Source organism: Bradyrhizobium sp. TM239, assembly GCF_036247985.1.
In the GTDB taxonomy this organism is placed as follows: Bacteria; Pseudomonadota; Alphaproteobacteria; order Rhizobiales; family Xanthobacteraceae; genus Bradyrhizobium; species Bradyrhizobium ottawaense.
The window spans coordinates 50,342-67,887 of sequence record NZ_BTIR01000027.1 but is presented as its reverse complement, the minus strand read 5'-3'; the positions used below and the strand labels follow the sequence as shown (position 1 = coordinate 67,887).

Annotated in this window: 14 protein-coding genes and 1 tRNA gene; 6 read left to right on the top strand and 9 right to left on the bottom strand. The window is 64.8% G+C overall.

All coding sequences use genetic code 11. The annotated features are described in order from the left end of the window. Positions 1–57: 57 nt before the first annotated feature. Entirely contained in the window at positions 58–1,410 is a 1,353-nt protein-coding gene (locus AABA84_RS33115; RefSeq protein WP_338314219.1) for a ferredoxin reductase family protein, read from the bottom strand. A 272-nt stretch (positions 1,411–1,682) separates the two neighbouring features. Between AABA84_RS33115 and AABA84_RS33110 the strand changes: the two genes are divergently transcribed. Further along, positions 1,683–2,159: a hypothetical protein gene (locus AABA84_RS33110; RefSeq protein ID WP_338314218.1), complete on the top strand. Its 477-nt coding sequence runs from the start codon at positions 1,683–1,685 to the stop codon at positions 2,157–2,159. A 19-nt stretch (positions 2,160–2,178) separates the two neighbouring features. Here AABA84_RS33110 and AABA84_RS33105 read toward each other — a convergent pair whose 3' ends face one another. The 5 genes from AABA84_RS33105 to AABA84_RS33085 form a co-directional block, all read right to left on the bottom strand. After that, complete coding sequence (locus AABA84_RS33105; RefSeq protein WP_338314217.1) at positions 2,179–4,464, bottom strand: heavy metal translocating P-type ATPase; 2,286 nt, start codon at positions 4,462–4,464, stop codon at positions 2,179–2,181. Positions 4,465–4,497: 33 nt separating this feature from the next. Beyond that, positions 4,498–4,911: an EF-hand domain-containing protein gene (locus tag AABA84_RS33100; RefSeq protein WP_433960972.1), complete on the bottom strand. Its 414-nt coding sequence runs from the start codon at positions 4,909–4,911 to the stop codon at positions 4,498–4,500. 186 nt (positions 4,912–5,097) lie between these two features. Further along, a complete protein-coding gene (locus AABA84_RS33095; protein WP_094892235.1) occupies positions 5,098–5,292 on the bottom strand; it encodes a DUF2783 domain-containing protein in 195 nt (64 codons plus the stop codon). Beyond that, the gene (locus AABA84_RS33090) at positions 5,289–6,926 is read right to left on the bottom strand and encodes an FAD-dependent oxidoreductase (protein WP_338314216.1); all 1,638 of its coding nucleotides are present in this window, start codon (positions 6,924–6,926) and stop codon (positions 5,289–5,291) included. The genes AABA84_RS33095 and AABA84_RS33090 overlap by 4 nt, the downstream gene beginning before the upstream one ends. A 28-nt stretch (positions 6,927–6,954) precedes the next feature. Continuing rightward, complete coding sequence (locus AABA84_RS33085) at positions 6,955–7,497, bottom strand: VOC family protein (protein ID WP_338314215.1); 543 nt, start codon at positions 7,495–7,497, stop codon at positions 6,955–6,957. A 139-nt stretch (positions 7,498–7,636) separates the two neighbouring features. Between AABA84_RS33085 and AABA84_RS33080 the strand changes: the two genes are divergently transcribed. Both AABA84_RS33080 and AABA84_RS33075 read left to right on the top strand, forming a co-directional pair. Then, entirely contained in the window at positions 7,637–8,110 is a 474-nt protein-coding gene (locus AABA84_RS33080) for a MarR family winged helix-turn-helix transcriptional regulator (protein ID WP_212248132.1), read from the top strand. 145 nt (positions 8,111–8,255) lie between these two features. Further along, positions 8,256–9,437: an APC family permease gene (locus AABA84_RS33075; protein WP_338314214.1), complete on the top strand. Its 1,182-nt coding sequence runs from the start codon at positions 8,256–8,258 to the stop codon at positions 9,435–9,437. Positions 9,438–9,635: 198 nt separating this feature from the next. Here AABA84_RS33075 and AABA84_RS33070 read toward each other — a convergent pair whose 3' ends face one another. Together AABA84_RS33070 and AABA84_RS33065 are read right to left on the bottom strand one after the other, a co-directional pair. Beyond that, complete coding sequence (locus AABA84_RS33070; protein WP_338314213.1) at positions 9,636–10,907, bottom strand: hypothetical protein; 1,272 nt, start codon at positions 10,905–10,907, stop codon at positions 9,636–9,638. 286 nt (positions 10,908–11,193) lie between these two features. Further along, positions 11,194–11,268: transfer RNA gene (locus AABA84_RS33065), tRNA-Gln, on the bottom strand. Positions 11,269–11,524: 256 nt separating this feature from the next. Here AABA84_RS33065 and AABA84_RS33060 point away from each other — a divergent pair. After that, positions 11,525–13,303, top strand: coding sequence for an acyl-CoA dehydrogenase (locus AABA84_RS33060; protein WP_212247738.1), 1,779 nt, complete (start codon positions 11,525–11,527; stop codon positions 13,301–13,303). A gap of 164 nt (positions 13,304–13,467) precedes the next feature. On the opposite strand, the gene AABA84_RS33055 is transcribed toward AABA84_RS33060, so the two are convergent. After that, the gene (locus tag AABA84_RS33055) at positions 13,468–14,706 is read right to left on the bottom strand and encodes an MFS transporter (RefSeq protein WP_338314212.1); all 1,239 of its coding nucleotides are present in this window, start codon (positions 14,704–14,706) and stop codon (positions 13,468–13,470) included. Between the two features lie 219 nt (positions 14,707–14,925). On the opposite strand from AABA84_RS33055, the gene AABA84_RS33050 reads away from it, so the two are divergent. Continuing rightward, a complete protein-coding gene (locus AABA84_RS33050) occupies positions 14,926–15,684 on the top strand; it encodes an enoyl-CoA hydratase-related protein (RefSeq protein ID WP_212247733.1) in 759 nt (252 codons plus the stop codon). Positions 15,685–15,856: 172 nt separating this feature from the next. Then, on the top strand, positions 15,857–17,512 hold the full coding sequence (locus AABA84_RS33045; RefSeq protein WP_338314211.1) for a bifunctional metallophosphatase/5'-nucleotidase: 1,656 nt from the start codon (positions 15,857–15,859) through the stop codon (positions 17,510–17,512). Positions 17,513–17,546: the final 34 nt, after the last annotated feature.

The window sequence follows — 17,546 nt, the reverse complement described above, 5'->3', positions numbered from 1 at the left end:
ATTACAGGGACTGGCTGCGAGGGCAAGTTGGGAAGCGGGATGGACGTGCGGCTTTCATCATCGCATCGCGAACAGCTCCTGATGAAACCGCTGTTCGACGGGGAAGCCGTGCGCGCTGAGGTCTCGTCTGAGCGCTTCCCCGAAACCCGCCGGACCACAGAACCAGATGCTCGCCTCGCGCCATTGCGGCACGGCTTCGCGAATGCGTTCGCCGGTCAGTCGTCCGTGACGGGCGTCGATGAGGACGTGGAGACGAACATTTGCCGAGCGCGCATCTGCTGCGAGCTTGCCGAGGGCTTCCTCATCCACATCGGCGGTGGTGTGAAAGAGATCAACCGCCTGCGCGACCGAGCAATCTGGAATATCCTTCGGCATGGCCATCTGTTTCATGCGGGCAACGAAGGGCGTGATGCCGATGCCACCGCCGATCCAGATCTGGTGCGCGCAATCGTCGTCGAAAGTGAAGCAGCCATAGGGACCTTCCACCTTCACCTCCTGCCCGACACGGAGCTTCTCCCGCAGCCGGCTGGTGTGGTCCCCGAGTTCCTTGGTGATGAAGACGATCCTGGGGTCTGTAGCATTCCAGCACGAGGCGATCGTGTAGGGATGCGCGCCCTCGGAGACATCCGACGTGGCGAAGGCGAACTGGCCCGGCCTATGCCCCGGCCAGCCGTGGGGCACTTCGATCTCGGTCTCGATGGCCCTGACGCCGGGATAATATTTGAGCGAGGTGATCCTGCCCTGGACCTGGCGACGGGCGCCAATGCGCCGTAACAGCGCGACAGCCGCCGCCCATGTCCCGAACGCAAGCAGCGCCCCCACGATCCAGCCGAGCGGCGAAATCCAGTAGCTGAACTTCATCAGCGTGACGGCGTGAAACACCAATACCAGATACGCGACGGCGAGGAGCCGATGCGTCTTGTAGAAGAGCCGATAGGGGAACATTTGAACGAGCGCCAAGGCAATCAGCACGACAGCGCCGTAGAAGGCCCACTCGCCCAGCCCCTCCGCCGGTCCATGCAGGCCGTCAAAGAAGGCCTCGATCGGATTTTCGATGGCAGGCCTTGCCCCACGCTGCGGTCGGGTCAGCAACCCCCAGCCGACCGCCCATTTCGGGGCATTGGCCCAGAGCCAATGGATAATGGCAGTCACGAGGGCAGCGATACCGAGCCATTTGTGCAAGCGGTACATCTTGTCGAGGCCGCCCAGCCACGCCTCCGGCCAACGTGGTCGCAGCGCGAGGATCATCGCCATGCTCATGCAAACGATTGCCAGGACGCCGCTCAGCTGCACCATCCTCTCGCGAAGTGGGAAGAAGGAGCCCGGCCCAAATGGCTGGGGCTCCGCAACCAGCCACAGCAGGACGAGAACCGCCAGACTGCCCCAAAATACCCGTTTGAGATTCCGCATGCCGTCCTTGCCTCACAACGTTACGGCGCCAGCTTGATCTGATCGCGCCGCGTTGCATTGAGCTGACTCAAGCCTGATCGTGATGAGCTGCAGGGGCTGGTCGAGGCAGAGCGTGAAGGATTCTCTTTCAGCTCGTCGCCTGACGACCGCCCCGCGACGCGTCCTGCGTCGCGGGGCCGCAGCTCATTCCGTTCAAGACTTTGCTCCAGCGCAAACTCCTGAATGCCGCAAACTCCCACCTGAGAGCAAAGAAGCCCTTTGGAGGAAATCCCGTGATCATCTCAACCAAATCGCTCATACCCGCAGCCCTCGCGCTCTGTCTCGTCCTGGGGCAGTCTGCTCTCGCCGCCGGACCACACACGCATGAAGGACCAACCACGACCGCCGGGCCGGTGCTCGACCACGGCAAGAAGTGGCCGACCGATGACGTCTTGCGCCGCGGCATGGACGACATCGGTCTCGCGATGAGACAATCGCTGGCACCCATTCACAGTAATGTGTTTACGCCTGCGCAATACGAGGCTCTGGCGACGCGAATCCAGGCGCAGGTCGATGACGTCGTGGCAAACTGCAAGCTGCCCGAGCAGGCCGATCAGCAACTTCACCTTGTCCTCGAGCAGATCATCGACGGCGCGGCCAAGATGAAGACCGGGACCAGCCGCGATCAGGGAGCCGTGACGATCGTGCGGGCGCTCGCTCAGTATGGCAAGTATTTTGACCATGCCGGCTGGCAACCGCTGGAGCATTGAGGTCGATTGCCGCTGCCGCCTATGCGGCCACGGCCTCGTAGATGTCCTCCTCCTGGGCCGTGTGCATGCGCACCAGCGTTTCGATCGCCTCGATCACGCGCTGAGCGTCGCGAATAAGGTAGCGGTCGATCTTCTCTGACGGCAGATCCTCCGCGATCCGGGCGAGCAGCCGCGCGAGATGCAGTATCTCGCGATGCGCACGGCTCATGGCGGAGAGCCCGTGGCGGTCGCGCAGCACCTCGGTGAGCTTCGGATAGACGCTGTCTTCATCCTCGCGTTCGTGCATCACGACGCTGCCCTGGACCAGTCGGTGGGCCTCGCCAATCAAAGTCGCGGCGGATTCGAGCACCGCATCGTCCAGCGCATCGACGATCTGCCGCAGGCGGTCGAGATCCCTAAGCAGGGCCTGATGATCGTGATGCAACGTCAGCCCCTGCTCCGCGGTGAGGCGCGGACCGCTCCTGACGAGGGGCGGATTGAGCGCTCGCAACGCGTTCAGGATGACGGCAACATCGATCACTTCCTGAACGATCGCGGCGGGTACGGGATCGAGCCAGCCAAGGCTGGCCGCGACCATGGCTACCAATGACAGCCCCATCCCGACGAAGATGCTTTGCAGGGCAATGTGCCGCGCGCGCTGGGCGATGATGATCGCTTCGCCGACCCGATCGAGCCGATCCGTGAGGATCACCACATCTGCCGCCTCGGAGGAAGCGCTTGCACCGCGCGCACCGAGCGCGATCCCCGTGTCAGCCACGGCCAGCGCCGGGGCGTCATTGATGCCATCGCCGACCATGATGGTCGGATGCAGCCGCTGTTCGCTACGCACCGCTTCGACCTTGTCCGAGGGAACGCGATCGGCCAGCACGGCATCGAGATCGAGCGCCGCTCCGATGGCCTGCGCCGCTGCGGCGCGATCACCCGTGACCATCACCATGCGCGCAATGCCGGCATCGCGCAGCAGCCGGATCGCGCGTGGCGTATCGGCTCGCAATTCGTCTGCCAGCAGCAACGCGCCGATCAGACGGCCGTCCACCGCGACGAAGACGATCAGCGCCGAGCGCCACGAGGCACGTCGAATCGCCCGCAACTCCCATGGCGACAGCTCGGCACGCGAGAGAAGCATCTCTCGCGAGCCCGCCACGACCTGGCGTCCGTCGATCTGGCCGCTGAGGCCGGAACCCATGGTCTCCTTGACATGTTCCGGCGGCTTCAGCTTGAGCCCCTGGGCGAGGGCCGCAGCGACGACGGCCTTCGCAAGCACGTGATGCGAAGCTTGCTCGAGCGACGCCCCGAGCGTGAGGACCTCATCCGGATCCTCGCCCGGCGCAACCTCTACGGACAGCAACCGCGCTCCGCCCACGGTCAGGGTACCGGTCTTGTCGAAGAGCACGGTGTGCGCATGGGCCAACGCCTCCAGCGCCTTCCCGCCCTTGACCAGGATGCCGCGGCGGGCCGCTTGCGCCACCCCGGCGATGAAGGCGACAGGTGCGGCCAGAATCAAGGGACACGGCGTCGCCGCCACCAGCACGGCAAGACTGCGGGTCACGTCGCCGGAGATGTGCCATGCCACGAAGGAGATGACGAGTGTCACCGGCAGGAAGATCAGCGCATACCGGTCGGCCAACCGCACAAAGGGAGCTCTCGCTGTTTGCGCCACAGTCACCATGCGCACGATGCCCGCATAGGTACTCTCGCTGGCCGCCGCGGTCACGGTCAATTGGAAGGTCTCGCCCGCATTCAGAGAGCCGGAAAGAACGGCGCTTCCGCGGGTCTTCTCTACCGGAATCGGCTCGCCCGTCACCGCGGACTCGTCGATCGCAGCGAAGGCCGACGCAACGACACCGTCGACCGGCACGATCTCGCCGGCTTTAACCAGAAGCTCTTCGCCGACCGCGACGTCCTCGATCGGAACATCCTCGATCCGCTCATCGGACTTGCGATGGACCTGCCGGGGCGCCCGATCAACCAGGGATCGCAGATCGTGCTCCGCCCGTGCGATCGCGATCTCCTCCAGAACATTGCCGCCGGAATACATCAGCGCGACCACGGCGCCTGCGAGCGGCTGTCCGAGCGCCAACGCCGCACTCATCGACAGCAGCGCGATCGCGTCCACTCCGACGCGGCCCCGCAGCAGGTCCTGGACGATCGAGACCGCCAATCCTGCAATCACGGGCGCCGTGCCGAGCGCCCACGCGACATCGGCCAGATCAGGCCGGCCCGCGGCCCGCGCCAGAGTACCCGCAGTCAATCCTGCGATTGCGATCGCAACCAGAGCCCATCGCAAGACCCGATCATACGACATGGCTTGGCGCGCCCGCCCTTCGGTTTCCGCTCGCTATTGCTGCGGGACGGAGCTCTTGTTCCTGTGCATGAACGCCATCATCTCGTCGAAGGTCAGCTTCCCGTCCTTGTCGCGGTCCATTGCCTTGAAAATTCGTTCGTGCGCGACCTGAAACTCGGGCAACGAGACGGTCCCGTCGCCATCGGCATCTATCAGCGCGAAGATGATGCGGAAGGGGACCGGCGGCTCCATGGCGTCACCGCCTGTCGCGCCATGCCCCTTCATTCCTTGTCCCATCATTCCGCGCCCCATCATGTCTCCACCGCGCGTCGGGCTCTGCCGCTCGGCGGACGGGCTGGCAGGAGAGCTCGACTGCGGCGACGCCGGCGTCTGCTCCTGTCCGGGATGATGACCTTGATGGTCCGCCGCCGATTGAGCCAAAGCTGGCTGGCCCAGGATGGCGAACAACAACGCTGCAACAACGGTTCGACCTAGCATGGCGCTTCCTCCGGCCTTGGTGTGTGCCTGACGAGGTTGTCGAACTTCACCGAATTTACCTTGAGCCAGGTCAAGAAAGCGGCGAGATCGCGCAAGTGGGCCCCCCGCCGGCGCAGCCAGCGGCCTCCTCTGCCGATGAAGCGATGTTCCCGTGTGTCAGCCACCTCCGGTGCGGGCGCAGCCAATCGCCTCCGTCAGGACCTTGCGGTCGCCGATGTGATTGGCGAGCAGCAGGATCAGCCGGGCGTTCATCCGCAGCGCCTGCTCCTCGTCGAGGTCGCGCTGGCTGTTGATCAGCTCGGCGTAGAAGTCGTCGGGATCGGCGATGTTCGGTGACAAATTGAGCGTCATGCTGCCAGCTCCTTCCGTCCGGCGGTGTCGTGCCCGGAGGCCCGCAACATCGCATCCGCGATCTTTGCCTCGTCGAATCCGGTCCAGCGTGCCGCGACATATTGATCGGGGCGGAACAGGTAGCTAGTCCCGGGCGAAGCGCCGTAGCGCTCGGCAAGCAGGCCGGAGGGATCGGCGATGTCGCGGCCGACGACAATGAGCTTCGCTTTGAGGGGACCCACCGCGATCTCGGTCTTGTCGGTCTCCTTGCCAAAGGCCACGACCGTGAAGCCATCGCCGAGACAATGGAGGAACCAGCCGGGTTTGCCATCCACCGTGATCGGCGCATCGGCCGCATTGGTGCCGGGCCGCACGCCGCCCATCATCGCGTCGTCATCGGAGGTATTGAGCGCCGACGTCACGTAGGGCGTCGGCGTGGAGAGACGGCCGCTGTTGACCAGCGGCCGCGCAAAGCCGTGATGCCGGGCGAGCTCCAGCACCGCGTCACGGAAATAGCGGCTCGGCTTCGTCTTCGGCGTGATGAAGTCGGTGGCGCGCGTCGAGTTCAGGATGTTGTCGTCGGCGGCATAGGCGCGCTCTTCATGATAGCTGTCGAGCAGCGCTTCCGAGGCTTCGCCGCGCAGCACCATCGCGAGCTTCCAGGCGAGATTGTCGATGTCCTGGACGCCGGTGTTGGCGCCGCGCGCGCCGAACGGCGAGACTTGATGCGCGGCGTCGCCGGCGAACAGCACCCGGCCCTGGCGGAAATTGTCGATGCGCCGGCAGGCGAACTGATAGATCGAGACCCATTCCAGCGCGAACTCGGTCTCCTCGCCGAGCATGGCGCGGATGCGCGGGATCACCCGCTCCGGCCTCTTTTCCTCATCGGGATCGGCGTCCCAGCCGAGCTGGAAGTCGATGCGCCAGATCTTGTCCGCCTGCCGGTGCAGCAGCACGGACTGGCCGCGGTGGAACGGCGGATCGAACCAGAACCAGCGCTCGGTCGGGAAATCCGCCTTCATGGCGACGTCGGCGATCAGGAAGCGGTCCTGGAAGAACTGTCCCGTGAACTCGGCGCCGACCATCTTGCGCACGTCAGAATTGGCCCCGTCGCAGGCGATCACCCATTGCGCCTCCATGGTGAAGATGCCGTCGGGCGTTTCCACCACCAGCGTCGCATGGTCGGCGGCCTGCTTCAGGCTGATCAGCCGGTGCTTCCAGCGCAGCTCGATCAGCGGATTGGCCCTGCATTTGGCGACCAGGATCTCCTCCAGATGATATTGCTGCAGATTGATCATGGCCGGCCATTGGTGGTCGGTCTCGGGCAACAAATCGAACTGGTAGGACAGCTGGTCCTGGAAGAAGACCCTCCCGACATTCCAGCTCACCCCGCGGTCGACCATGGGCGCCGCGCAGTCGAGGCGGTCCCAGATCTCGAGCGGACGCTTGGCGTAGCAGACCGCGCGCGAGCCGATCGAGACGGTGTCGTTGTCGTCGAGCACCACGACCGGCTGGCCGCGCGCCGCGCAGTCGAGCGCTGCGGTCAGGCCGATGGGACCCGCGCCGACCACCACGATTGGATGCCGCTTCACGATGCCTTCGGCCTGCTCCACGGAGCGCCGGTAACCGAACTTCGGATAGATGTAGCTCGTCATGTTCGCTTCCTGATGCGCGTGCCGGGGATCAATGCGCGTCCGCGAATTCCTTCTCGTGCATCCAGGCGGTGTGACGCGGCGGGCGCTTGGTGCGCGACCATTCCTCGACCATCTCGTGGGCGACCGACTTCATGCGGTCGATCTGCTCGGGCGTCGCGGTCCAGGCCGCGATCTCCAGGCGATGGCCGCTCGGGTCGCGGAAATAGATCGATTTGAAGATGGTGTGGTCGGTGACGCCGACGACGTCGAGGCCGGCGGCCTCCGCGCGCGCCTTGGCCTCTTCGAGCTCGCCGAGGTCCTTGACCTGGAAGGCGATGTGCTGGGTCCACTCCGGCGTGTTGGGATCGCGGCCCATCGGCGGCGAGTTCGGCAGCTCGAAGAAGGCGAGGATGTTGCCGTTCCCGGCGTCGAGGAAGATGTGCATGTAGGGATCGGACGCCTTGGTCGAAGGCACCCGATCCTCGGCAATGGCGCCGAGAAGATCCATGTTCATGACGGTCTTGTAGAACTCGACGGTCGCCTTGGCGTCGACGCAGCGATAGGCGACGTGATGGATCTTCTCGATTTTCATGGCGTTTCGCTCCCTGGATTTGCGGTTGCGAAATTGGTATCAGATGTTACTATTTATTGAGTTTGATCTGGATCAATCCGCTCCGAAGAATTTTTCGGGTGGACCGGCGAAGGGGACTCGCGTGACGGGACGTTCGAGCGTGGCGCGCGGGGAAGCGGCCAAAGCCGCAACGGCGCAGGACGGCGTCGAGCTGGACCTGCAGCGATATTTTCCGTATCGGCTGGCCCGCCTTGCCGAGCAGGTGTCGCTGGCGGTTGCCGAGGTCTATTCCGAGCGCTTTGCGTTGACACGGCAGGAATGGCGCGTGCTCGCCATTCTCGGCATGCGCCCGGAGATTGCGACCAAGGAGATCGGCCCGCTGACGACGCTCGACAAGATGCAGGTCAGCCGCGCGGTGCAGGGCCTGGAGTCGCGCGGCATCGCCAGCCGCAAGCACCATCCCGACGACCGGCGCGAGCTGATCGTCTCACTGACCCCAGCCGGTCGCGCGCTTTATCGCAAGATCGTGCCTTTCGCGCTGGCGCGGGAGACGAAGCTGCTTGGGGCGCTGACCGCCGAGGAGGTGGCAGTGCTCGACCGGGTGATGCGCAAATTGTCGGCCGCGCTGAGCTAGCCGGCGGCCATCCCTGCATTTGATCGGCCTCAAGCGCTGCGCGGAGACAGGTGGCAAACAGTTGCTATATTCGCCCCTGCGCATCTCAGCTCTCGGATAGATAATGACGCCTCGGAACACGCCGAAGCTTGTTCGATCCCTCACGTTGACTCATGCGGTCCTCTATGGGCTCGGCGTCACGATCGGTGCAGGGATTTACGTTCTGGTCGGAGCGGCGGCCGCGCGGAGCGGCATGCACGCGCCGTTGGCGTTTCTTGCCGCGGCATTCGTGATGGGGATGACCGCGGGAACGTTTGCGGAATTGGGCACACGGATGCCGGTTGCGGCAAGCGAGGCAGCCTACGTCCAGACCGCCTTCCATCGAAAATGGCTTGGCGGCGCCACTGGGCTGCTGGTGGTCGCGGCGGCGACGATTTCCGGCGCCACCATCAGCGTGGGAAGCGCCGGCTATCTCGGCGTCTTCCTTCCACTCCCGTCTCCCTGGATCATTGCCGGCGTCGTGCTGGCGATGGGGGCCGTCGCCTGCCTCTCTGCGGTCCAGTCCATCAGCTTCGCCGGCGTGATGACGGTCGTGGAAATCGGAGGATTGCTTCTCATCGTCGCGGCTGGCTTGGTCGAGGGCGGCTCGCTGGTGTCGCGGCTGCCCGAAGTGTGGCCCGCGACCGGCGATCTGGGAGCCTGGACCGGGATCGCCCAGACCTCGCTGCTGGCCGTATTCGCCTTCATCGGCTTCGAGCACCTCGTCAACATCTCGGAGGAGATGAAAAATCCTCGCCGGACCTTGCCGTGGGCGCTCTTCATCACGCTGGGTGCGACGGCGATTCTCTACGCAGCGGTGGTCTGGATCGCCGTCACCGCTGTGCCGCCAACCGAGCTCGCCCGCTCGTCTGCTCCGCTGGCATTGGTTTTTCAGCGGCTGACGGGACTTCCTCCGCAGATTCTTGGTGCGATTGCGATCGTGGCCACGGTCAATGGCATCATCGTCCACATGATCATGATCGGCCGTGTGCTGTATGGTTTGGCCGACCAAGGCAATCTTCCGCCGATCCTCGCCAAGGTGAGCCCCCGAACCGGCACGCCCATCATCGCGACCCTGTGTGGCGTCGCGGCCATCCTGATCCTCGCACTCGCCGTTCCGCTCACGGGACTGGCCGAGTGGACCTCGCGATTGACACTCGCAATCTTCGTCCTGGTCAATTTGGCGCTTCTTCGCATCAAGCTGACGGAGCCGAAGGCGCCGTCTGGCGTGTTCGTCGTGCCGGCATGGGTGCCTGTCGCGGGACTGCTCACGAGCGCCTCTGTGCTTCTGATCGATCTCATCGGGTGAGGCTTGCTGGCCGTCTCACCTGGGACAGACCAGCATGCCCGTCACTGGGACGGCATGGAGGGCCGAGCAATGGGCAAAACGGGGGGCACCGCGGGCCAGTCGGAGACGGCTGGCGACGCAGCTCCAGCTGGGCCGATAGCTTAGCAATTTCGAACATATGTGCGGTCTCGCACATGGAAGCGCGTCGACGAGGCGGTGCTAGACAATGAAGACCGGCGCGAACCCACCGCCCGGCGTTCGAAAATTGGTTGTCTGCCCCTGATAGAGGCGAGCCGCCATCAGCAAGACCTGACCGTCATAGACGTAGAGCCGAACGTCCATCTTGCGAGGCTCGTCGCTGCCGCCAAGCCTGACGATGCGTTCGCTGGGCGCTGCAAACTCCTGGGCGACGTATCCGCTTTGGACGATTTCCGCCCACACCCCCTTGGTCACTTTTGCTCCTCGATAGACCGCCTTGCTGCCGTAGCCGCTCGCCGGTTTGAAGAACCAATTCTTGCGCGTCGTCCAGAGCTGCTCTGCGTTGTCCGATGTAACGAGCACGGTGCGTGGCACCCCCGAGAGATCCTGCACTATCGGCGCCGGAACGCCCCATGAGCGCAACCGTTCGCGATCCGACAATAGCGCGAGGTTACGCTTATCGGCGAGCAAGGCATGGACATGAGGGTTGGGCGTCACAACGACCGCACCATCCATATAGGCCGACCGCAAAGCTGCGTGTTCTGGCCTGTCGAGCGAGAAATCGACGACGCGATTATAGACGAGGTCGATCGTCCGTTCGCCAAGGCAAAGCTGATCGTTTACGTATGTGAGAGCGCTCGCGTCAGCGATCACCGCATCGATGCCATGCCTCAGAAAGAGCTGCCTTGCCAGCAGGAACTCCGGATAGAGATATTGCGCCTCCGGCTTATCATCGACAATCGCGATCCGTCTTGGCCTGCCCTTGCCTCGCTGACTGATCCACTCCTGTTCGAACATGCGCAAGACGGCCGGCTCGAATTCATCCACGTGAGATCTCATCAATCCGACTTCGACCTCGCGACAGCATGCACGCTGCGCCTTGGCCAACAACGCGTTGAGGAAAGCGCCTCCGGCATTCGTATTCACTTCGATCAATTTGGGGCCGTCGGAACTCACATGGAAGTCGTATCCCATGAACGCTCCTCGCGGTCCGAAATGTTTCGAGGCGATCGGAGGGGCCCACGCCAATGAGGCCTGTTGATATGCCGGCAACTCCGCCACACTCTCGATCGCACGCACGATGCGGGTCATCCCGTGTGTGACTGCTTCCGAAAGAAACACGGGGGCATTCGAGAAAAGATTTGGGCGCTCTTTGGCAACGCTCGCACAGATTTCGCGATCGCCGGCGACCCTCTCCACCTCCCGACACAACGCGTCGCGATCGAGGGTAATGCAGAAGCATTCGCGATTGAGAAGATCGGATACTGCCGAGGCGGGTAGAACGTCGTTCATCAATCGACCCTCGGTTCAAGGCACGATGCCCTATCCCATGGGAATTTTATCCGCCGACGACGATTCTGATTTGCGATTGATCAATCTCCACCCCGTCGCAGCGCCCTCTCGTGCCAGTGCGATAGTGTTCTCGATCCGAGCGCCGGCGGCCCCAGCAAGAATCCAACCGCGAGGACGGAGATGTCCGACAGAGCTCCCCGTTTGTGCAGCGGGAATGTGTCGCAGCCCTGCGCTTCAGCCCCCGGCCAGGCCGATTCATCAGTCATTCAAACGACGGAGGGCTCGCTGGCTGGGGCGGGAGGGATCGAACCTCCGAATGGCGGAATCAAAATCCGCTGCCTTACCGCTTGGCTACGCCCCAACAGGCGACCTGAGGCCGGCGGAAGAACTGGCTACCGCAGATTCCCTTGGTCGCAGCCGGTCTATAGGGAGCGGCGCAGCATTTCAACCGCCTGGAGGGGCAAAATACCACAGCCCCTGGATCGGCCCCGCCACACTCTCTTTATGGGGCCCGCGACGGCCCAATTCCGGCCGTCACCGTCCCGCCCCTCCCGCCCATTGAGACCTCCCCCATTTCATGGGAATAGGGCGCCAAGACCTGTCCACGGGAGTGAACCATGACCTACCGCGCGCCGATTTCTGACATGCTGCTGTCGCTCAATCACGGCGCCGGCCTCAAGGCCGCCGTGGAGGCCGGTCATTACGGCGATTTCGACGCGGACATCGCCGCGGCCGTGCTGGAGGAAGCCGGCAAGTTCGCAACCGATGTCCTGGCCCCGCTCAACAAGGTCGGCGACGAGCACGGCATCAAGCTCAGCGACGGCAAGGTGACGACCGCGCCGGGCTGGCCGGACGCCTACAAGCGCTGGACCGAGGGCGGCTGGAACGCGGTGTCCGGCCCCGAAGATTTCGGCGGCCAGGGCCTGCCGATCGCGATCAATGCGGCCTGCACCGAGATCTGGAGCGCGGCCAACGTTGCCTTCGGCCTCTGCCCGCTGCTGACGGCCTCGGCGATCGAGGCGCTGGACGCGCATGGCAGCGACGAGCTCAAGAAGATCTATCTCGAGAAACTCGTCTCCGGCGAATGGACCGGCACGATGCAGCTGACCGAGCCGCAGGCCGGTTCCGACGTCGGCGCGCTGCGCACCCGCGCCGAGAAGCAGGCCGACGGCACCTACCGCATCAAGGGGACGAAGATCTTCATCACCTATGGCGAGCACGACATGACCGACAACATCGTGCATTTCGTGCTGGCGCGTCTGCCCGATGCGCCCGCCGGCACCAAGGGGATCTCGCTGTTCCTCGTGCCCAAGTTCATGATCAACGACGACGGTTCGCTGGGGCAGCGCAACGACATCTTTGCCTCAGGCGTCGAGCACAAGCTCGGCATGCATGCCTCCCCCACCTGCACCATGACGATGGGTGATCATGGCGGCGCGATCGGTTTCCTGATCGGCGAAGAGAACCAGGGCATGCGCTGCATGTTCACGATGATGAACCAGGCCCGCCTCGGCGTCGGCCTCGAGGGCGTCGGCGTTGCCGATCGCGCCTATCAGCTGGCTTTGTCGTACGCGCAGGAGCGCAAGCAGGGCCGCGCCGTCGGCAGCAAGAGCGACGGCTCGGAGGCCATCTTCGTGCATCCCGACGTCAAGCGCATGCTGATGCGGATGCGGGCTCAGACCGCCGCCGCGCGCACCATCTGCTATGCGACCGCGGTCGCGCTCGACGTCTCGACGCGCGCCAGGGATCCCAAGGTGCGTGCGGATGCCGCCGCGCGCGCGGCGCTGCTGACCCCGATGGCAAAAGGCTATTCCACCGACATCGGCAACGAGGTCGCCTATCTCGGCGTGCAGGTGCATGGCGGCATGGGCTTCATCGAGGAGACCGGTGCGGCCCAGCATTACCGCGATGCCCGCATCACCGCGATCTACGAAGGCACCAACGGCATCCAGGCGATCGACCTCGTCACGCGCAAGCTCGCGGCCAATGGCGGCGCTGCCGTCTGGGCGCTGCTCGACGAGCTCGCAGCGACGGTCAAGAAAGTCGAAGCGTCGAACGATCCGGCTTTTGGCACCACGGGCGTCAAGCTGCGCGAAGCGCTGGAGGCCTTGACGCGCACCAGCAAGTGGCTGCTTGAGCGCGTGACGTCCGCGCCGAACGAGGCGCTTGCCGGCGCGACGCCGTATCTGCAGCAGTTCGGCTCGACGCTCGGCGGCTGCCTGCTCGCCTCCGAGGCGCTCGCCGCCAAGGCCGACGGCAACACGGACGCCGCGCGCTACGTCTCGCTGGCACGCTTCTTCGCCGAGAACATCAGTGTGCAGGCCGGCGCGCTCGAGCGCACCGTGACGGAAAGCGCGGAATCGGTCGCGGCGGCGGATGCGGTGCTGCTGGGGTAAGTGGCCGCTCGTGTCCCGGACGCGCTGCAACGCGTAGAGTTGCTGCGCAGAGCCGGGACCCAACCCAAGAAAGCGATCGCGGTGACATGGGCCCCGGCTCTGCAGCGCACCGCTGAAGGAGCGCTGCGCTGCGTCCGGGGCACGAGAGTGCAAACCTGCGCTGCCTACGAAGCTGCGAGCTTTGCCGTTCTCCCCGGCCGCCACAACACGACGCCGGCCGCCACGAGATCGAGCGCGACACACATCGCAAAAGCCGCCGTGTAGTTGCCGGTGAAGCTGCGCACCAGGCCGACGATGCCGGGACCGAAGGCGCTGACGACGCCGCTGATCGAGGTGCCCAATCCCATTGCGGCGGCGAAGGCGCCGGCGCCGATCTCGCGCTGGATGATCAGGGGCGGAAACGTGATCATGTTGCCGATCGAGAAGCCGTAGACGGCGCAGCACACCAGCAGCACCGTCGGGCTCGTGCTCTGCACGAGAACGAACAGCGCCGCCGCCTGGCTCGTCATCGACGCCGCGCAGGCGAGGCGCGGATCGAGCCGGTCGACGAACAGGCCGAGCGACAGGCGGCCGACCACCGCCATCGCCGCCATGATGGTGACCGCGCCGCCTGCGGCCGAGCGGCCGATCAGCGGCTCGAGAAAACTCACCTGGTGGATGATGAATCCCATCTGCGCCAGCAGCGCGATCGCGATCGGCAGCACCATGGTCCAGAACGCCGCGTTGGCGAGCAGTGCTTTGCGGGAATGGCTTGGCGCGGCCGCGCTCCCGCCGGAAGGGCGTCCGCCCGAAGCCGCCGAGGTCCCGGCAGGCCAGCCGACGAAGGTCACGACCACCGGCAACACCAGCACCATCATCGCGGTGGTGGCCGTCAGCATGGCGGACCGAAAGCCGATGCTGCCGGTCAGCGACAGCAGCAGTGGAACGAGGATGATGCCGCCGCAGGTCGCGCCGTTGAACGCGAGGCTGAGCGCGAGCCCGCGCCGGCGTTCGAACCAGGAGTTCAGCACGGTTGCGATCACCACGGTGCCCATGCCGGTCCAGCCGACCGACATCAGCGCATAGGCGAGATACAGCTGCCAGGGCGTCTGCATCAGCGCCAGCAGCACCGTCGAGGCGCCGAGCGCCGCCAGGCCGCACAGGATCAGCGACCGCAAGCCGATGCGGGCGAGCAGATCGTCGGTGAAGATGACGAGGACGGAGGTCAGGAGAAACGAGAAGGTGCTGGCCGCGGAGACCAGCGTGCCCGGCCAGCCATGGGCGCGCTGCAGCTCGGCGAGATAGACGCCCTGGCCGTACAGGCCGAAGCCGAACATGAAGAAGGCCATCAGGAAGCAGGCCAGCACGACGCGCCAGCCGCGGTAGTGCAACGAGGATTCGTCGACGCGGGTTGCGGCAATCATCAATCGGGCAATCAAGCCAAATGGAACCGCGCGGGATCGTGCACCACAACCACCGGTTTTTCAAATGAAACATTGTAGCCAATTGTTGCGGCGCGGGGCCACGCGCCGGCCTTACCGGAATTCGACGCCGAAAAGGTTGAGCGAGCGCATTGGCACGCCTGCGGGATGATGTAGGCTGATGCTTGCAAGTCTCGCGAGCGGCGAGCGCAGGGGGTTCTCATGCCGAACGGCAACATCGTCCTCACCGAGGAGCGCGGAACGCGCGTGATTACCCTGCGCCGCCCGGGCAAGAAGAACGCGATCACCCAGGACATGTATCGGGAGATGAGCCGCGCGATCGACACCGCGCAGAACAACCCTGATATCCGCTGCATGATCATCACCGGCGGCTCCGGCGTGTTCACCGCCGGCGACGACATCGACGATTTCATGCACGCCGACACCTCGCGCCCCGAGACGCTGTCGGAGGGTGCCAAGTTTCTCTATTCGCTCGCCCTCAACGTCAAGCCGATCATCGCCGCCGTCGACGGCGCCTCGATCGGCATGGGCACCGTGATGCTGTTTCACTGCGACTACGTGCTGGCCTCGAACGCTGCGACCTTTTCCGCGCCCTACATCCATCTCGGGCTGGTGCCGGTCGGCGCCGCCAGCCTCTTGATGCCGAACACGATGGGATATCAGCGCGCCTTCGCGATGCTGGTGATGGGGCGGACTTTTTCCGCCGCGGAGGCGCACGCGGCAGGCTTCGTCAACACCGTGGTATCGCCGGGACATACCGAGGTCGAGGCGCGCAAGGTGGCGCGCGAGATCTGCCGGCTGCCGGCCGAGGCGGTCGCGACCTCCCGCAAATTGCTGCGCGCGCCGGCCGAAGATCTCACCCGCCGCATCGACCAGGAAGGCCATTTGTTCGGCGAGCGGCTCAAGTCGGATGAAGCGGTGGCGGCGTTCGATGCTTTTGCGAACCGGAAGAAGCGGTAGGGTGCGATCAGCTCAATGGTCGTCATTCCGGGGCGCGACAAAGTCGCGAGCCCGGAATCCATTCATCCACCAGCTCTGCCGCACAATGGATTCCGGGCTCGCGCCTCGCGCGCCCCGGAATGACAGCGAGAACTTTCGTGAAATCTTCGCGCGGAACGACTAATCTTGTTCCATGCGATACCGATCCATCTTCGCCGCCCTCACTCTCGCCTCCGCCCTCCCCGCCTCGGCCCAAACCGCCGCGCCGGTCGAGCTGCGCATCCTTGCGATCAACGATTTCCACGGCAATCTGCGCCCGCCGCCCGGCGGCATCCGCATCGCCGATCCCGAGGACGGAGCCAGGAAGGTGATGGTGGCGGCCGGCGGCGCCGAATACATGGCGACGCTGGTGAAGCAGCTGCGCGAAGGGCACAAGAACACGATCTTCGTCGCCGCCGGCGACCTGATCGGCGCGAGCCCGTTCCTGTCGGCGATGTTTCACGACGAGCCTTCGGTGGAGGCGCTTTCGCTGATGGGCCTTGCGATCAGTTCGGTCGGCAATCACGAGTTCGACGAGGGCATGACCGAGCTGCTCAGGATGCAGAACGGCGGCTGCCATCCGGTCGACGGCTGCCAGGGGCCGCATCCGTTCACGGGTGCCAAATTCCGTTATCTCGCCGCGTCCACCATCGATACCGCGACGGGCAACAGCGTGCTGCCTCCCACCGAGATCCGGGAATTCGAGGGCATCCCCGTCGCCTTCATCGGGCTCACCTTGAAGGAGACCGCGGGCATCGTCTCACCGTCCGGCATTGCCGGACTCGAATTCCGCGACGAAGCCGCGACGGTGAACGCGCTGGTGCCGCAGCTGAAGGCGCGCGGCGTCGAGGCGATCGTGGTGCTGATCCACCAGGGCGGCGAGCCCGCCGGCGACTACAATGAATGCCCTGCCATCACGGGGCCGATCGTCGATATCGTCAAAAAATTTGACCGCGCCGTCGACGTCGTCGTCAGCGGCCACACCCACCGCGCCTATGTCTGCGACATCGACGGGCGGCTCGTCACCAGCGGCGACAAATACGGCACGCTGGTCACCGCGATCGATCTCAAGCTCGATCCTGTAACCCGCGACATCGTCAGCGCCAAAGCCGAGAACGTCATCGTCGCCAATGCCTCGCTGGCGAAGGACGCCGAGCAGACCGCGCTGATCGAGGCCTATGACAGGCTCTCGGCGCCGATCGCCAACCGGCCGGCCGGATCGGTGACGCAGACGCTGTCGCGCGTGCCGAACGAGGCCGGCGAAAGCGCGCTCGGCGACGTCATCGCGGACGCGCAGCTCGCCGCGACCCGGGCGGCCCAGGATGGCAGCGCTGTCATCGCGCTCACCAATCCGGGCGGCATCCGGACCGACATCGTCCCGAGGGAGAACGGCGCGATATCCTTCGGCGATGTTTTCGCCAGCCAGCCATTCCGCAACCGCCTCGTTACGATGACGCTGACGGGCAGTCAGCTCAAGGACATGCTCGAGCAGCAATGGCTAGACCCGAAGCGGCCGCGGATTCTCCAGGTGTCGAACGGGTTCAGCTATGCCTGGGATGCGTCGAAGCCATTCGGCGAGCGCGTGATCGCCGACAGGATGACGCTGGGCGGCAGGCCGATCGAGCAGGCCAGCGGCTACCGCGTCACCCTCAACGATTACCTCGCGGTCGGCGGCGATGGTTTTACCGTCGCCAAACAAGGCACGGCGCCGCAATATGGCGGCTACGACGCGGACGCGCTGTTCGCGTTCTTCCGGGCACACGGACCGATCGGCCCGCTGCCGCTGAGCCGCATCCTGCGCGTGAATTGATCCGGATCAAACGGGCCAGAACGGGACAACCCTT

Bases quoted from the DNA above. Each gene is read 5' to 3' on its own strand.
- AABA84_RS33105 (WP_338314217.1), bottom strand. From the start codon at position 4,464: ATGTCGTATGATCGGGTCTTGCGATGGGCTCTGGTTGCGATCGCAATC.
- AABA84_RS33050 (WP_212247733.1), top strand. From the start codon at position 14,926: ATGCCGAACGGCAACATCGTCCTCACCGAGGAGCGCGGAACGCGCGTG.
- AABA84_RS33070 (WP_338314213.1), bottom strand. From the start codon at position 10,907: ATGAACGACGTTCTACCCGCCTCGGCAGTATCCGATCTTCTCAATCGC.
- AABA84_RS33045 (WP_338314211.1), top strand. From the start codon at position 15,857: ATGCGATACCGATCCATCTTCGCCGCCCTCACTCTCGCCTCCGCCCTC.
- AABA84_RS33085 (WP_338314215.1), bottom strand. From the start codon at position 7,497: ATGAAAATCGAGAAGATCCATCACGTCGCCTATCGCTGCGTCGACGCC.
- AABA84_RS33095 (WP_094892235.1), bottom strand. From the start codon at position 5,292: ATGACGCTCAATTTGTCACCGAACATCGCCGATCCCGACGACTTCTAC.
- AABA84_RS33055 (WP_338314212.1), bottom strand. From the start codon at position 14,706: ATGATTGCCGCAACCCGCGTCGACGAATCCTCGTTGCACTACCGCGGC.
- AABA84_RS33060 (WP_212247738.1), top strand. From the start codon at position 11,525: ATGACCTACCGCGCGCCGATTTCTGACATGCTGCTGTCGCTCAATCAC.
- AABA84_RS33115 (WP_338314219.1), bottom strand. From the start codon at position 1,410: ATGCGGAATCTCAAACGGGTATTTTGGGGCAGTCTGGCGGTTCTCGTC.
- AABA84_RS33090 (WP_338314216.1), bottom strand. From the start codon at position 6,926: ATGACGAGCTACATCTATCCGAAGTTCGGTTACCGGCGCTCCGTGGAG.